This window comes from Holophagales bacterium, from assembly GCA_016699405.1.
In the GTDB taxonomy this organism is placed as follows: domain Bacteria; phylum Acidobacteriota; class Thermoanaerobaculia; order Multivoradales; family JAGPDF01; genus JAAYLR01.
This window is the reverse complement of the sequence record CP064972.1, coordinates 4,535,803-4,552,348: the sequence shown is the minus strand read 5'-3', so window position 1 is coordinate 4,552,348 and position 16,546 is coordinate 4,535,803. Positions and strand designations below refer to the sequence as shown.

12 protein-coding genes are annotated in these 16,546 nt (G+C 69.7%); 11 read left to right on the top strand and 1 reads right to left on the bottom strand.

Annotated elements, in window-relative coordinates:
* Window positions 1-207: 207 nt before the first annotated feature.
* From IPJ17_18770 to IPJ17_18750, 5 genes are all read left to right on the top strand, one after another.
* Complete coding sequence (locus tag IPJ17_18770) at window positions 208-2,091, top strand: malate synthase (GenBank protein QQR73500.1); 1,884 nt, start codon at window positions 208-210, stop codon at window positions 2,089-2,091.
* Between the two features lie 16 nt (window positions 2,092-2,107).
* Complete coding sequence (locus tag IPJ17_18765; protein QQR73499.1) at window positions 2,108-4,378, top strand: isocitrate lyase family protein; 2,271 nt, start codon at window positions 2,108-2,110, stop codon at window positions 4,376-4,378.
* A 1-nt stretch (window position 4,379) separates the two neighbouring features.
* Window positions 4,380-5,291 (top strand): PD40 domain-containing protein, encoded by a 912-nt coding sequence (locus IPJ17_18760; GenBank protein QQR73498.1) that lies wholly within the window; start codon window positions 4,380-4,382, stop codon window positions 5,289-5,291.
* Window positions 5,292-5,415: 124 nt separating this feature from the next.
* On the top strand, window positions 5,416-5,787 hold the full coding sequence (locus IPJ17_18755) for a hypothetical protein (protein QQR73497.1): 372 nt from the start codon (window positions 5,416-5,418) through the stop codon (window positions 5,785-5,787).
* A 99-nt stretch (window positions 5,788-5,886) separates the two neighbouring features.
* Window positions 5,887-6,612, top strand: coding sequence for a glycosyltransferase (locus IPJ17_18750; protein ID QQR73496.1), 726 nt, complete (start codon window positions 5,887-5,889; stop codon window positions 6,610-6,612).
* Window positions 6,613-7,473: 861 nt separating this feature from the next.
* Here the strand turns inward: IPJ17_18750 and IPJ17_18745 are convergent.
* Window positions 7,474-8,433, bottom strand: a complete 960-nt coding sequence (locus tag IPJ17_18745) for a transporter (protein ID QQR73495.1) — start codon at window positions 8,431-8,433, stop codon at window positions 7,474-7,476.
* A gap of 489 nt (window positions 8,434-8,922) precedes the next feature.
* On the opposite strand from IPJ17_18745, the gene ccoN reads away from it, so the two are divergent.
* From ccoN to IPJ17_18715, 6 genes are read left to right on the top strand one after another with little or no spacing between them, the layout of a single operon-like run.
* A complete protein-coding gene (ccoN, locus tag IPJ17_18740; GenBank protein QQR73494.1) occupies window positions 8,923-11,175 on the top strand; it encodes a cytochrome-c oxidase, cbb3-type subunit I in 2,253 nt (750 codons plus the stop codon).
* A gap of 2 nt (window positions 11,176-11,177) precedes the next feature.
* The gene (locus tag IPJ17_18735; GenBank protein ID QQR73493.1) at window positions 11,178-11,381 is read left to right on the top strand and encodes a hypothetical protein; all 204 of its coding nucleotides are present in this window, start codon (window positions 11,178-11,180) and stop codon (window positions 11,379-11,381) included.
* Between the two features lie 12 nt (window positions 11,382-11,393).
* Window positions 11,394-11,981, top strand: coding sequence for a c-type cytochrome (locus tag IPJ17_18730; GenBank protein ID QQR73492.1), 588 nt, complete (start codon window positions 11,394-11,396; stop codon window positions 11,979-11,981).
* A 10-nt stretch (window positions 11,982-11,991) separates the two neighbouring features.
* Window positions 11,992-13,491, top strand: a complete 1,500-nt coding sequence (ccoG, locus tag IPJ17_18725) for a cytochrome c oxidase accessory protein CcoG (GenBank protein ID QQR73491.1) — start codon at window positions 11,992-11,994, stop codon at window positions 13,489-13,491.
* Entirely contained in the window at window positions 13,488-14,024 is a 537-nt protein-coding gene (locus IPJ17_18720) for a FixH family protein (GenBank protein ID QQR73490.1), read from the top strand. Before ccoG ends, IPJ17_18720 begins: the two co-directional genes overlap by 4 nt.
* Window positions 14,021-16,546 (top strand): heavy metal translocating P-type ATPase metal-binding domain-containing protein, encoded by a 2,526-nt coding sequence (locus IPJ17_18715; protein QQR73489.1) that lies wholly within the window; start codon window positions 14,021-14,023, stop codon window positions 16,544-16,546. The genes IPJ17_18720 and IPJ17_18715 overlap by 4 nt, the downstream gene beginning before the upstream one ends.

Genomic DNA, 16,546 nt, shown 5'->3' with positions numbered 1-16,546 from the left:
GGTGGTGCCTGGCCTGTGGGCGCGAGGAGCGTACGGGTACCCACCGCGACGACTAGCCTTCGGAGGCGTGCGCCCGACGCCGTTCGTTTGCCACTCGGCGTCGACCGACGAAACGCCTGTTGGCGCGGACCGAGCCGTGACATAGGATCTATGCCGCAGTGCGACAATCGGCGGCCGCAGATGGCCGCCTGCCACCGGAGACCCGCGATGACCCGAACCCTCGAGCTCCGCGCCCCCCTGCTTCAGGCCTATCCCGACGTCTACACGCCCGAGGCGCTCGCCGCGCTCGAGGCCCTCGCGCCGTTCGACCGCGAGCGCCTGGCGGCGATGGAGGTGCGCATCGTCCGGCGGCGGGAGCGGGCGCGGCAGGGGCGGAGGATCGAGTTCCTCGACCCGGAGTCGCTCATCCCCGGGACGACGATCCGCGTCGCCGACGCCCGCGCCGGCAACTTCGACGGCAGCGAAATCCCTCGCGACCTCGAACGGCAGTGGATCCAGGGGACCGGCCCCGGCACCAAGCCGCACGCCACCGTCGAGGCCGGTCTGCGCAACGTCGCCTATGCGCTGCTCTCCGGCGCCGACGGCTGGATGTTCGACGGCGAGGACGCGCTCGGACAGGTCGAGACGATGTCGCTCGACAACCTGCGCAACCTCAAGCTCGCCTTCTCCCGGTCGCCGGTCTTCCTGCGCGTCGCCGAGCACGTGGCCGCCGAGATGAACGCCTGGGGCAAGGGGTTCTTCGGGCGCGAGATCATCGCCGACTGGCGGGGCCAACTCGACTTCACCACCCGCATCTTCCGCGCGCGCGGCCTGCATCTCGACGACCGCCACGTCCGCTGGTCCGACGGGCCCGGATTCTCGGCCTCGATCGTCGACCTCGTGCTCTACGTCGTCAACAACTACCAGCAGCTGCGCAGCGAGGGGCGCTCGCTCGTCCTCTACCTGCCGAAGATCCAGACCGCCGGCGAGGCCGCCGTGTGGAACCGGATGCTCTCGGCGCTCGAACGGCACCTCGCTCTCCCCGACGGGACGATCAAGGTCTACGTGCTCATCGAGCAGATCGAGGCGAGCTTCCAGCTGATGGAGATCCGCGCCGCGCTCTCGCCGCATTTCGTCGGCTTCAATACCGGGCGCTGGGACTACATCAACAGCGTCGCCGACGCGCTCGCCTGGGACGGCTCGTTCGTCAACCCGAACATCGACGCCATCACGATGACCTACGGCTACATGCGCACCTACGAGGACCGGGTGCGCCGCGCCGTCAACACCCCCGACCGCAACGGCCGCTTCGCGCTCTGGCAGGGCGGCATGGAGCCGAACATTCCGGTCGGCTCGGAGGCCGGCGTCACCGCCGGGATGAAGCGGGCGGTCGCCGGCGGCGAGCGCGAGCAGCGCGAAGGGGCGAGCGGCAAGTGGGTGGCGCACTGGAAGATGGTGCACATCGTGCGGCCGGTCTGGGAGAAGGCGGGGGAGGCCAACCAACTCGGCCGGAAGTTCCCGTCGCTCACCTATTCCGCCGAGGACGCCGCCGGCCTCGCACTCCTCGAGCCGGCGCCGCGCACCGTGCGCGGGGCGCGTGACCTGCTCTCGGTCGCTCTGCAGTACGGCAACGCCTTCGGCCAGGGCTTCCAGGCGGCAGCGCTGAAGCCGGCCGATTTCTTCGGCAACGACGACGTGCTCTACCTCATGGAGGACATGGCGACCGGCGAGATCCGCCTGTCGATCCTCTGGGAGTGGATGCACAAGGGGGCGCGGCTCACCGAGGACGACCCGGGCACCGGCTCGAAGGCCGGCGATCTCTTCGGTCTCGAGCTCTTCGGCCGCCTGGTCGAGGAGGAGTACGCCAAGCTCCTCGCTGCGCGCAACAAGGACGTGCACGACGACTCCAAGCCGACGACGCTGCCGATCGCCCGCGCGATCGTCGAGGCCTACGTCAAGGAGCCGGTCAAGGCGCCCTGGTACATCGACCTGCTCAACCTCAACCTGAACAACCACGACCTCGGCATCGCCAAGCAGCGCATCCGCAGCTACCTCGACGCGTTCGAGAAGGACGGCACGCGTCTGACCGCCAACCTCGACTTCGGCGCCTAGAAAGCAGGAGCGGCCCATGACCCCGACCGGCAATCCGTTCGATCAGGAAGTCCTCGAGACCCAGCAGTGGTTCGACAGCCCGCGCTTCGCCGGCATCGTGCGCCTCTACTCGGCGCGCCAGGTCGTCGAGCAGCGCGGCACGATCCGCAACGACCACACGGTGGCGCGCGAGGCGGCGACGGCGTTCCACGCCCGCCTGCGCGAGCTCTTCGCCGAGAAGAAGAGCATCACCACCTTCGGCCCGTACTCGCCGGGGCAGGCGGTGGCGATGAAGCGGCTCGGCATCGAGGGGATCTACCTCGGCGGCTGGGCGACCTCGGCCAAGGGCTCGACCACCGAGGACCCGGGTCCCGATCTGGCGAGTTACCCGCTCTCCCAGGTCCCCGACGAGGCGGCGGTGCTGGTGCGCGCCCTGCTCACCGCCGACCGCAATCAGCAGTACCTGCGATCGCGGATGACCGAGAAGCAGCGCGCCGCGACGCCGGTCTACGACTATCGCCCGTTCATCATCGCCGACGCCGACACCGGTCACGGCGGCGACCCGCACGTGCGCAACCTCGTCCGCCGGTTCGTCGAGGTGGGCGTCACCGGCTACCACATCGAGGACCAGCGGCCCGGCACGAAGAAGTGCGGCCACCAGGGCGGCAAGGTGCTGGTCGCCTCCGACGAGCAGATCAAACGCCTCAACGCGGCGCGTTTCCAGCTCGACGTGATGAAGGTCTCCGGCATCATCGTGGCGCGCACCGACGCCGAGGCGGCGAACCTCCTCGACGGCCGCGGCGACGAGCGCGATCATCCCTTCATCCTCGGCGCCACGAACGTCGCCCTGCCCTCGTACAAGGTCTGCATCCTGGCGCTGATGAAGCGTTTCCACGAGCTCGGGGTGACGGCGATCAACGGCCACCGGCTCTACGCCATCTCGGCCGAGGAGTACCGCGGCGCCGAGTCGTGGCTCGAGCGCACCGGGCTCGCCGCGATGGCGGCGGCGGGTGCGGCCGCCGCCAAGGCGGGCGGCGAGCTCACCGCCGATGTCGAGCTCGACAAGGCGGCGTCGAAGCTCGTCGAGCTGTGGGAGGCCGAGGCCGGCCTCGAGACCTTCGGCGAGGCGGTGGCGGAGGTGCTCGAGTTCCGCATCTCGGAGGGCGAGAGCTTCGCCATGAGCGTGGCGGAGTGGCGCCGCTTCGCGCATCGCGCCTCGCTCTGGGCGGCACGCGAGAAGGCCAAGTCGCTCGGCATCCACATCATCTGGGACTGCGAGCACGCCAAGACCCCGGAGGGCTACTACCAGGTGCGAGGCGGGCTGGAGTACGCGATCGCCAAGTCGCTCGCTGCTGCGCCGTTCGCCGACATTCTCTGGATGGAGACCGCCTCGGCCAACCTGCACGAGGCGCGCGAGTTCGCCGAGGCGATCCACGCCGAGTACCCGGACAAGATGCTCGCCTACAACCTTTCTCCGTCGTTCAACTGGGACTCGACGGGGATGAGCGAGGACGAGATGCGCTGCTTCCCGGAAGAGCTGGGGAAGATGGGCTTCGTCTTCAACTTCATCACTTACGGCGGTCACCAGGTCGACGGTGTCGCCTCGGAGGAGTTCGCCACGGCGCTGCGGCAGGACGGCATGCTGGCGCTCGCCCGACTGCAGCGCAAGATCCGTCTCGTCGAATCGCCCTACAAGACGCCGCAAACCCTGGTCGGCGGTCCGCGTCTCGACGCGGCGCTGCTCGCCTCCTCGGGTCGCACGGCGACGACCAAGGCGATGGGGAAGGGGTCGACGCAGCACCAGCACCTGATCCAGACCGAGGTGCCGAAGAAGCTGCTCGAGGAGTGGCTGGCCGCCTGGTCCGAGCACAACGGGATCACCACGCCGATGCGCGTGCAGCTTCTGCCGCACCGCGCCGGATCCGAGCTGCTGGAGCTGGCGATCGTCGGCCCCGGGGAGGAGAAGCTCGCCAACGTCGTCTTCGCCTCGATCCACGACCGGCGTGGACGCAGCATCCTCTCGGTGCGCGACCAGAACACCTTCGCCGACGCGCTGCGCAAGAAGCGGCTGATGACGCTCCTGCATCTCTTCCTGATCCATCGCTACAAGGTCGATTCCGTGCACTACGTGAGCCCGACCGAGGACAACGAGTACCAGACGCGGAAGATGCGGGAGCAGGGGATCTACACCGAAGTGGAGACCGAGGTGGGGCAGATCATCGTCGCCGACGTCAACGCGACGCGCATCGCCGAGCTGCTCGAAGCCGATCGCGCGGCGCTCGGGCGGTTGATCCGCAAGGAGGGGTGACGTGAAGGCGACGAGCGTCACGGGTCGGCTGGGCCGCAACGCGGCGCTCGTCCTCCTGTCCCTGGTCGTCGTGGCGCCGCTGGCGGCGCAGCGGCTCGAGCTCGGGGCCCGGCCGGAGCTGCTCCTGCCGGGCCTGGTCTCCACCGAGGCCTCCGAGGTCCGGATCACCTGGAGCCCCGACGGGTCCCGGATGCTCTGGGGTTCGATCAATCGTCCCGGCGGGCCGGGGGGCTGGGAGATCTGGGAAAGCGTGCGGGAGAAGGACGGCTGGAGCACCCCTCATCCGGCGAGCTTCGACTCGCCGGAGAACGACTTCGATCCGTCGTTCGCCCCGGACGGGCGCGGCCTCTTCTTCTTCTCGAACCGTCCCGGTGGGCTCGGTGGTGACGACCTCTGGTATGTGCCGTTCGATCCGGCGACCGGGCAGTACGGCGTCGCCGTCAATCTCGGCGCCGGCGTCAATTCGAAGGGCGACGAATGGGCCCCGGTGGCGGCCGCCGGCGGGACGCGCCTGCTCTTCGCCAGCGACGGCCGCGGCGGGCGCGGCCGCCACGACCTCTTCGTCAGCGCGTTGCGAGAGGGGCGCTGGAGCGACGCCGAGCCGGTCGCCGGCGAGCTCAACAGCGCCGAGGACGACTTCGATGCGACCTACCTCGACGACGGCGAAACGCTGGTGTTCACCCGGCGCGTCGGCGAGCAGGACGGCGCCGACCTCTACGTGGCTTTCGCCCACGACGGGCGCTACGGCGCGGCGCAACGGCTCGATGCACGCGTCAATGCCCCGGGAAGCTGGAACCTCGGGCCCTCTCTGCGACCCGGCGAGCGGGGGTTTCTCTATTTCACCTCGCACCGCGACGGCGAGTCGGCGGGTCGGCTCGACCTCTACCGCGTGAGCTGCGAGGTCCGCCGCTAGCGAAGCTGTCGGGTTCCGGCGGCGCCGACCCTCCGGTCCGTCGTCGCCGGCCCGCCCACCGGGGCGGCTCGCGCCGGGTCGCGCTCGTGTAACCTTCGAGCGGACCGTCGGAGGCCGCCGTTTCATGCCGTGGACCCTCTCGCTTCTTCAGCCGGAAAGGATTGTCCTCACCGAGTACCTGGCTCCGATGACGGGCGGGGAGGTCATGGCGGCGACGCGTGAGACCGTCGCCTTCGCCCGCGAGCACGAGGTGTGCCGTTTTCTCTCCGACTGCACGCGCTTCGCGCAGGTCGGCACGCCCTTCGAAGTGTTCGAGCTCATCCGTCTCTACGAAGTCCTGCAGCTCCCCCCGGGGATGAGAGACGCCGTCCTCCTGCCCGAGTCGGACCAGGCACGCGAGGACATGCGCTTCTACGAAACGGCGTCGCGCAATCGCGGCTACGATGTTCGCCTGTTCGTCGACCGCCAGGCGGCGATCGACTGGTTGATCCGGTAGAGCGGCGCGAGGGCGGCGTCGGCTGGCTCGCTCGGCCGTCTGGCATTCGAGGACGTCGAGCGAGCGATCGGCCCGCGCTCGGAGCCGACGGCGAAACCGATGAGTCCGCGCTTCTCGCTGATCGTCCCTGCCTACAACGAGGCGCTCCTGCTGCCGCGCCTGCTCGATTCGCTCGAGGTGGCGCGCGCCGCCTTCGGACCGCCGGAGGCGGTCGAGCTGATCGTCGCCGACAACGGGTCGACCGACGAGACGGCGGCGATCGCCACCGCGCGCGGCTGCCGGGTGGTGCCGGTCGCGAAGCGGGTGATCGCCGCCGCGCGCAACGGCGGCGCCGGTGTGGCAACCGGCGAGGTCGTCGCCTTCGTCGATGCCGACTCGCGAGTCCACCCGCGGACCTTCGTCGAGATCGATCGGGTGCTCTCCGGCGGCGGCGTAGTCGGCGGCGCGACCGGCGTCCGGCTCGAGCGCTGGTCGCTCGGCATCGTCTGCACCTGGATGCTGATCGTGCCGCTGGTGGTCGCCATGCGGATGGACACCGGTGTGGTGTTCTGCCGCCGCGAGGATTTCGTGTCCATCGGCGGCTACGACGAGCGCCGCCTGGTCGGCGAGGACGTCGCCTTCCTCCTGGCGCTGCGCCGGCTCGGCCGCACCCGCGGGGAGCACCTCGTCCGCGTGCGCCGCGCCAAGGCGATCGCCTCGACCCGCAAGTTCGACGAATTCGGCGACTGGCACTACTTCCCCCTCATCGTCGAAGGCCTCCGCCATCTCCTCGGCGGCAAGCCGACCGAATTCACCGATCGGTACTGGTACAAGCCGAAGCGGTGACGGGGGCGGTGTGGTGCGCTGCTGCATGCTCGGGATCCGCCAGCGGCGTCGTCCCTCCGAGCACGTCGTGCACGAGGATCTCCAGCATCCGCCCCGGCTCCTCGAAGAGGGGACGGTGGGCGGAGTTGGGGAAGGTATAGAAGCCCTCTCGGGGGGCGACCAGCCGGTCGATATCGGTGCGGGAGCGGTCGCGATTGACGGTAAGGCGCGTAGGCGCCGCTCAGGAAGTAGACGGGAAGCTCGAGGCACGGAACCTCTGCGGGGAAGTCGAACGCGAACTGCTCGTCGTGCAGCCGGAAGGTACTCGGCGACCTCCAGCGCATCGGACGTCAACGGGTCGAGCGTCATGCTCGCCGGCGTGACCGCCGGACCGTACGAGAGCCCGCTGCCGCGTTCCTTCCGGCAAAAGACTTCGACGCGGTCCTCGAGCCCGTTCGGGAACTCCTCGCTCGTGATGTACGTCGGGAAGCACGGTCCGCCGTGGAGGAGGAGCAGCATGGAGTTGGCCGAGTCGCGCCCGCGCAGGAACATCCCCTGGCGCACGCCGCCGATGGTGACGAGGGCCTTCTCGCAGGTGCCGCGTGGCGGCGGTGTGCCGTGCGCGTCGGCGAGCGGGGCGGGTCGCCCCGAACTGCAGGCCAGAAGAGCGTCGACCACGAGCAGCACGAGAACCAGCGCACCGAGCGCCACGCTTGCGAGCAGAATCCACCGCCTTCCGGCCCGGACGATCTCCGGCTGCCGAGGGAGCCCTGGCCGTCAGCGCCACGAGGGTCGCATCCATGCCAAGGCAACCGGCGGCGTTTCGCTGGCGGATGCTCGCGAGGTGGGGAGCTGCGTTGCCGAGGGCCCCTCGCCAGTGCTTCAGAGCCGCTCGATCGCGCTCAGCTTGCCGACGTCGATGCGCACGCGACCGTCCTCGGCGCCGGGCGGGTCGTAGAGGCTGACGAAGCGGGCGTTCCAGACGATCTCGGAGGCGAGGTAGGAGGAGCGCGTGTGGACCACCTGCGAGGAGCTCTCGTCGGTGCCGGAGAGCAGGATGAGGAGCTCGGCGTGCGCCGCTTCGAGCTCCTCGGCACGCAGGCGGTAGAGCGGGCTCGTGGCGTCGATCGGGTGGACGACCGTCCAGGAGAGCGGGAAGAAGAGGACGCTGTCGCGCTCGAGGGCGAGTGGCAGGAACTCGCGGTCGCCGGACGCCTTGCGCCGGGCGAGGAGCACGCGGGCCTGAACGTCGGTCAGCTCGCTAGTGCGCGCGTTGGCGATCCGGAACTCGAGCGCGGTGACGTCGCGATACGGCGCGACGACGGCGAAGCGGCTGAAGAGGATCTGCGCCCGCGGTCGGGCGAAGCGGGCGAAGGAGATGCCGGTGCCGAGCGCGACGAGCAGCAGGCCGGTCATCGATTCGAGCACGACGATCACGTTGGCCGCGAGACCTGCCGGGGCGAGCGCGCCGTAGCCGATCGTCGCCAGGGTCTGCACCGAGAAAAAGAACCCGCCGAGGAATCGTCCGGCTTCGTCGCCGCTCTCGAGCCCGGCGAGCGCGCCGGGACCGCAGAGGAAGTAGGCAAACGAGAAGATCAGGTTCACCGCGAGAAAGCCCGCCGAGAGCACGAGCAGGAAGCGTGGCCAGGTGAGCTCGATCAGCCAGTGGTAGAGCGAGAGCGAACGCAGGAAGCCGAGGCCACCGCGTTGCACGTTGAAGCTGCCGTCGCGGTTGAGCAGCCGGTCGCGGCTCTGCCGCGAAACGACCGAGCCGAAGCCCAGATCGTTGCGGTCGACCGGCGGGGTTGCGGCACGCTCGAGCTTCGAGGGGCTCCTGTCCACGGTGCCGGGAGTCTAGCGCGGCTGTTCCGGGGAGCTCGTCGGCGCCGCCGTTCAGGCGCGGCACATGTCGCGGGTCGAGTCAACCACCCGAAGGAGAGGTGGCGGGCCACCCGGCCGGACTGGGCCCTTTCGAAATGCCTACCCTTCCCCCCCCTTCCGGGTGGTTGCACTTCGAAATGCGTCCGCCAACATGCCTTCCGGGCCGAGGGCCTCACGGCAACGTCGACACCCGGCCACGGAACACGACAAGCGAGCCATCACGATGAGATCCGCGGCGCCCTGCAGGCGCCGAGACGAGCCGAAGAAGCGCAAGGAAATCCGAGTGAAAATGCCGTCTTCCCGCGATTTCGACGATGCTCCCGATCGTCCGGGGCGCCCGCCGGGCGCGCCGGGCACGACCGTCTATTTCGCTTCCGCCCCTGCCTTCCCGACCGGGAGCGGCGCCTTCAGCGCCCCCCGGGGAACGCATCGACACAGGATGGGTGACCGATGAACGACACCGTGCGCTTCGATGATCGAACTCCGCGGCTCTTTTTCATGGCCGCAGTGGTCTGGGCCGTGGTCGGCATGCTCGTGGGGGTCCTGATCGCGGCCATGCTCTTCCTGCCCGGCCTGAACCTGGCCCCGTTCCTCACCTTCGGCAGATTGCGGCCGCTACACACGAACGCGGTCATCTTCGCCTTCTGCGGCAACATCATCTTCGGCGGCACCTACCACTCGATCCAGCGCCTGCTGAAGACGCGACTGTTCAGCGACGTGCTGTCGAAGATCCACTTCTGGGGCTGGCAGCTGCTGATCGTCGGAGCGGCGCTGGCGCTGGTCACGGGAACCACCCAGGGCAAGGAGTACGCCGAGCTGCCCTGGGTGCTCGACATCGTGATCGCGCTCCTCTGGGTGACCTTCGCGGTGAACTTCTTCGGCACCATCGCCATCCGCCGCGAGAAGCACCTGTACGTCGCCATCTGGTTCTACATCGCCACCATCGTCGCGGTGGCGATCCTGCACATCGGCAACAGCATGGCGATGCCCTACTCGCTGCTCGGCAGCTACTCGGCCTATTCCGGGGTCAAGGACGCGCTGATGCAGTGGTGGTACGGGCACAACGCCGTGGCCTTCTTCCTCACCACGCCGTTCCTCGGCCTGATGTACTACTACCTGCCGAAGGCGGCCGAACGGCCGGTGTTCAGCTACCGGCTGTCGATCATGCACTTCTGGTCGCTGGTCTTCGTCTACATCTGGGCCGGCCCGCACCACCTGCACTACTCGGCAGTGCCCGAATGGGCCTCGACGCTCGGCATGCTCTTCTCGCTGATCCTCTGGATGCCCTCCTGGGGCGGCATGGTGAACGGGTTCTTCACTCTGCGCGGGGCATGGCACAAGCTGCGCGAGGACCCGATCCTCAAGTTCATGGTGGTGGCGGTCACCTACTACGGCATGTCGACCTTCGAAGGGCCGATGATGTCGATCAAGTCGGTCAATGCCGTCTCCCACTTCACCGACTGGACGATCGGACACGTGCACGCCGGAGCGCTCGGCTGGAACGCCTTCCTGTCGTTCGGCATCCTCTACTGGGTGGTGCCGCGGTTGTGGAAGACCGAGCTCTACTCGAAGCGTCTCGCCACCTGGCACTTCTGGATCGCCACCGTCGGTCTGATCACCTACCAGATCTCGATGTGGGTGGCGGGCATCACGCAGTGGGCGATGTGGCGCGCCTTCGAGCCGGACGGCCGCCTGGTCTACCCGGACTTCATCGAGACGGTGATCCGCATCGTCCCGCTCTACCAGGTCCGCCTGGTCGCCGCGTTGCTCTTCTTCGCCGGGCTGCTGATCTTCGCCTGGAACATCTTCAAGACGGTGCGCAGCGCCCCGGCCGGCTTCGCCGAGGAGCCCGAGGTCGTCGCTCCGCCGCGGGTCAAGGAGATGGTGGCCCCGGGCGCGACGACTCCGCCGAACACCTACGACCACGCGCTCTACCGCCTGCAGCACTCGCTGCGTCACGGCTTCCACCGCATGCTCGAGGCGCGCACGGTCTCCTTCACGGTGCTCGTCGCCCTGTCGCTCGCGGTCGGCTCGCTGGTCGAGGCGATCCCGATGTTCTTCGACAAGGCGAACGTCAAGGAGATCGCCAGCGTCCATCCCTACACGCCGCTCGAGGTGGTCGGTCGCGACATCTATCTCCGCGAGGGCTGCTACAACTGCCATTCGCAGCTCGTCCGTCCGTTCCGCTACGAGACCGAACGCTACGGCGAGTACTCGAAGGCGGGCGAGTACGTCTACGACCATCCGTTCCAGTGGGGCTCGAAGCGCACCGGACCGGACCTCCATCGGGTCGGCGGCAAGTACCCGTCGCTCTGGCACGTGCGTCACATGGCACGCCCCGACTCGACGACCCCGGGCTCGGTCATGCCGCGCTATCCGCACCTGCTCACCAACCCGTACGACACCAGCCTGATCGGCGCCAAGCTGCGGGCATTGCGCAAGGTCGGCGTGCCATACAGCGACGGCGAGATCGACACCGCGATCGCCTCCATGGCGGCGCAGGCCAAGGGGATCGCCGCCGAGGTCGAGGCGCAGCAGGGTCCGAAGGGGCTGGCGGACAAGGAGATCATCGCCCTGACCGCCTACCTGCAGCGTCTGGGCACCGACATCAAGTGGAAGCGCCCGCAGGCGCAAGTCCCGCTTGCCGCCGCGACGGCGGCTCCGGCTCCGGCGGCAGGCGCCGGTGCGGCGGGCGGGAGGTAGGCATGCTGCAGGAGCTTGCCGCGCACACCTCGACGACCGCCTGGTCGGTCGCCTCGATGCTGTTCTTCTTCGGGATCTGGGCGGGAATCGCCTACTGGGTCCTCCGTTCGCGGCCCGAGGAGCTCGATGCCCGGGCCCGCCTGGTGTTCGAGAGCGACGAATCGAGCCCGTCCGCGAGCGGACCGGGCGCCGGTACGAAGGCCTGAAGAGAGGGGAACATGGCACAGTACGAAGACAAGGTTCTCCACGAGCTGGACGGCATCAAGGAGTACGACAACCCGATGCCCGGCTGGCTCATGGCCATCTGGTGGGGTTCGCTGATCTTCTCGGCGGCCTATCTGATCTTCTACGCGCTCTCCTTCGGCGAGGGCACCATGGAGGCCGAATACCGGGGGGAGGCGCAGGCCGCCTCGTCCCAGATCCAGGCCTACTTCGATGCCCACCCGCTGGTGCCGCCGGCGCCGGCGGACCTGCTCGCCGGGGCCGCCGATCCGGCGGTGCTCGAAATGGGAGGGGCGCGCTTCACCCGCTCTTGCGTCCCCTGCCACGGCGAGGGGGGGCGCGGGCTCATCGGGCCGAACCTCACGGACGACCGGTGGATCCATGGCGGGACCGTCGAGCAGATCTTCCAGACCGTCGCCAAAGGTTGGCCGGCCAAGGGCATGCCGCCGTGGGGCCGCGCGATGAAGCCCGAGGAGCTCTCGGCCGTCGTCTCCTACGTGCGCAGCCTCCACGGCACCAATCCGCCGAACGCCAAGGCGCCCGAGGGCGACCCGGTCGTCGCCGAGCCCATTCCTGGAAGGTGACGTGCAGCCGATGAGCACCGATCGCCAGAGCACCTCCGCGGCCCCAGCCGTCTCGGCCCCTTCGCGGGTCTTCGAGGTGGCGCCTCAGGATGAGCTGCTCTACAGCATGTCGGCCGACGGGAAGCGCAAGCTGATCCACCCGATCGTCCGCCAGGGGCGCTTCTGGCAGATCCGGCGCGCGATGGCCTATGGGCTCTTCGTGCTGTTCTTCGCGCTGCCCTGGATTCCGGTCGGCGGCAACCCGGCGATCTTCTTCGACATCGCGTCGCGACGATTCCATCTCTTCGGCGCCACCTTCCTGCCGAGCGACAACCTGCTGCTCGCGGCCTTCGGCTTCGGCATCGTGGTCACCGTCTTCTTCGTCGGCTCGACGTTCGGCCGCATGTGGTGCGGCTACGCCTGCCCGCAGACGGTCTACCTCGAGTTCCTCTTCCGGCCGATCGAAGCGTTCCTGGAAGGCGGTCCGGTCAATCAGCGCAAGCTCAACGCGGCGCCTTGGAGCGGGCGGAAGCTGGCGATCAAGGCGGCGAAGTGGGTGAGCTGGGCGCTCGTCGCCCTCGCCATGGCGCTGACTTTCACCGCCTACTTCAACGGTTGGGCGGCGCAGCTCCGCGGCCTCGCCACCGACCCGTTCGCGATGAAGGGCACGCTCTTCGCCGTCGGGCTGCTGACCACCGCGATCGTCTTCGATTTCGGCTGGTTCCGCGATCAGATGTGCACCATCGCCTGCCCCTACGGCCGGTTGCAGAACGTGCTGGCCGACAAGGACACGCTGCTGGTGGCCTACGACGTCCAGCGCGGGGACCCGAAAGTCAGGGTTCGGGATCGGACGGTTCCGGGGATCGTCGCCGGCGACTGCATCGACTGCAGCGCCTGCGTCAGCTCGTGCCCGACCGGCACGGACATCCGGCGCGGCCTGCAGTCGGAGTGCATCGGCACCGCCCAGTGCGTCGACGCCTGCGAGACGGTGATGATCGGCCAGGGCAAGCCGATCGGTCTGATCAAGTACACCTCCGAGCGCGAGCAGAAGGGCGGCGAGCGGCGCCTCTGGCGGCCGCGCAACCTCGCCTACCTGGCGATCCTCTCGCTCGCCTGGGGGACGCTCGGCTTCCTCCTCTTCACCCGCGCCGACGCCCTCTTCGAGATCGTGCGCGGTGGCCGCGAGCCGTATCGCCTGCTGCCCAACGGCGGCGTCGCCAACCAGCAGCGCTTGAAGATCACCAATCAGATCTCCGAGCCGCAGCGCTTCACGATCGAGCTGGTGAGCCCGGCCGGAGCGAGCCTGGTGCTGAGCGACTCGCCGGTCACCGTCGAGCCGCAGAAGCTCGCCCAGGTCAACGCGGTCGTCACCGCCCCGCCGAGCGTGTTCGACGACGGCATGGCGAAGGGCCGCTACCTGGTGACCTCCGATCGCGGCTTCCGCCAAGAGGTCGAGTTCGTCCTGCTCGGACCGTACGACGACGACCAGGATCACAAGCACGACCGGGACGACCACAGGGGGAAGGATTGAGCTTCCGTCGGCTCCTCTCCGACTACCGCTGGCCGATCTATCTCGGCGGTCTGCTGACGATGTCGATCGTCGCCTGCGGCATCCTGGTGTACGTCGCCACCCGTCCGGACGCGCCGCGTCCGATCCCCGGCTACTACGAGGCCGCGCGCGCCTGGGATGCCGACGAGGCGGTCGAGGCGGCGAGTCGGCAGCTCGGTTGGACGGTCCGTTACGAGCTGCCGGCCGGCGTGCCGCACGTCCCGGGGATGCCGCGGCCGGTCGACGTGCAGGTGAGCGACCGTGACGGCCGCCCGGTCGGCGACCTCGCCGGAAGCCTCTTCGCCATGCGGGCGGCGGACACGCGACTCAATCAGGTCGGCGACCTCGTCGCCCTGCCGCAGCAGCCCGGCAGCTACCGCACCCTCGTGCGGCTCGACCGGCCCGGCCTCTGGGAGCTGCGGCTCGACGTGAGACGGGAGTCCCTGCGGTTCGTCCACGCGGCGCGCTTCGAGGTTCCGGCCGCCGATCCGGCGGTGGAAGGAGCCGCGCGTTGACCGTGGTGCGTGAACGGCCGGCGAGCGCCGCCCCGGTGCTCTGTGCCCACTGCGGGCTCGCGGTGCCGGCGAGCCTCGTCCGCGACGGCGAGGCCGAGCAGTTCTGCTGCTCGGGCTGTCGCCAGGTGTACACGCTGGTCCGTGAGTGGGGCTTCGACCAGTACTACCGGCTGGTCGAGCGCCAGGGCGCGCGAGTCGAGCCGGCGCAGGTGAGCGGCCGGAGCTTCGCCGACTTCGACGACCTCCGCGAGCAGCAGGCGGCGAGCGAGAGCCTCGGCGCCGAACGCTGCCGCACGCGCCTCTACCTCGAGGGCGTTCATTGCGCGGCCTGCGTCTGGCTGGTGGAGAAGCTCCCGGCGGTCCTGCACGGCGTCGAAGAGGTGCGACTCAACCTCGGCAGCGGGGTCGCCGAAATCACCTGGCGTCCCGGCGACATCCGGCTCTCGGCCGTCGGGCGGGCCCTCGACCGGCTCGGATACACCCCACACGTCCATCGCGCCGCCCGCTCCCAGGACGCGCGGCGGGCCGAGGACCGCAGGGCGCTCGCCCGGCTCGGCGTGGCGACGGCCTGTGCGATGAACCTCATGTTCCTTCACGGCGCCCTTTATGCGGGCGACGCCTCGGGGATGGCGGCGAGCTACGAGGCCTTCTTCCGCTGGTGCTCGCTGGTGGTGGCGACCCCGGTGCTGCTATTTGCCGCCCGGCCGTTCTTCGTGACGGCGATCGCCGGATTGCGCGCGCGGCTCGTCCACATCGACCTGCCGATCGCTCTGGCGCTCGCGGTGGCTTTCGTGGCGAGCTCCTGGAACGTGGTGCGCGGCAGCGGACCGCTCTGGTTCGATTCGCTCGCCATGCTGACCGCCGCCCTCCTCGGTGCGCGGCAACTGCAGCGCGGAGCCCAGCGTGCCGCCCTCGAGCGGGCCGACAGCCTGCGCGGCGTTGCCTTCCTCGAATTCGCACGCCGGCTCGAGGGCGACGGGATCGACGCGCCGGCGGTCGAAGTTCCACTCGCCGTCCTGGCGCCGGGAGACCGCGTCGAGGTGCGTTCTGGCGAGCTGGTGCCGGTCGACGGCGTCGTCCTCGGCGGGCGCTCCGCGCTCGACAACGCGGTGCTGACCGGCGAATCGGCAGCGGTCGCGGTGCGCGAGGGCGACTTCGTCAACGCCGGCGCGACGAACCTCGGCGCGCGCCTGGTGGTGCGGGTCGAGGCCGCCGGCGAGCGCACCCGGGTCGGCGCGTTGCTCACCCTGGTCGACGAGGCGCTGTCGCGCAAGCCGAAGCTGCTGCAGATCACCGATCGACTGGCCCGCCGCTTCGTCATGGTGCTCCTCGCGGCCTCGGTGGCGACCGGGATCGGCTGGTGGGCGCTCGGTCCCGAGATCGCCCTCGAGCGGGTCGTCGCCCTGCTCGTCGTCGCCTGTCCCTGTGCGCTCGGACTTTCGGTGCCGCTCGCCGTGTCCGTCGCGCTGTTGCGGGCGGCGCGCGCCGGGATCTTCGTCAAGAACCCCGATGCCCTCGAGCGGCTGCGCGAGGTCGGTACGGTGCTGCTCGACAAGACCGGCACGCTCACCGAAGGGCGGGCGACCGTGGCTCGCTGGTCCGGGGACGACGTGGTGCTCGAGCTGGCGCGCGCCCTCGAGAACGAGTCCTCGCACGCCGTGGCGCGTGCCTTCCGTGGTGCCGCGGCACGACCGCTGCGCGCCGTCCGGGCGGTCGCCGACGTGGTCGAGGCGCCGGGGAAGGGGATCTCGGGGAGCGTCGACGCGCACCGGGTCGCCGTCGGCAGCCGCACGCACATGGACGAGGTCGGAGCCATCGTTCCGGCGACGGCGGTGGCCGCCGCCGACGGGATGGTGGCCGAGCGACTCAGCCCGGTGTTCGTCGCGGTGGACGGGGTCGTCGGCGGCGTCGCCGGGATCGGCGACGCGCTGCGCGCCGATGCGCGAACGACGGTCGATGCCCTGCGCGCACGCGGGATTCGCGTGCGGATCCTCTCGGGCGACCACGCCGAGGTCGTGGCGCGCGTCGGTGCCGAGCTCGGTCTCGCGCCTGCGGACGCGCTCGGCGGCCTCACGCCGGAGGTCAAGCGCGACCTCGTCGCGGCGCAGGTCGCCGAGAGCCGGGGACGTGGCCACGTGGTGATGGTCGGCGACGGAGTCAACGACGCGGCGGCGCTGGCGCTCGCCGACGTCGGCGTCGCGGTGCACGGCGGCACCGGTGCCACCCTCGTCGCCGCCGACGTGGTGCTGACCCGCGAAGGGGTCGCGCCGGTGCTCGACCTGCTCGACGGCGCACGCCGTGTCCGTCGCGTGGTGCGCCGCAATCTCGGTTTCTCGCTCGTCTACAACGCCGGCGCTTCGGCGCTGGCGATCGCCGGCATGGTCGGTCCGCTGCTCGCGGCCGTCCTCATGCCGATCTCCTCGCTTGCCGTCGTTCTCTCCTCGGCCTTCGGTCGCTCGTTCGCGATCCGCAGCCGAGGGCAGGCCGCGCGCCTCGTGCCGCCGGCCGGAGCGGAGGCCTGA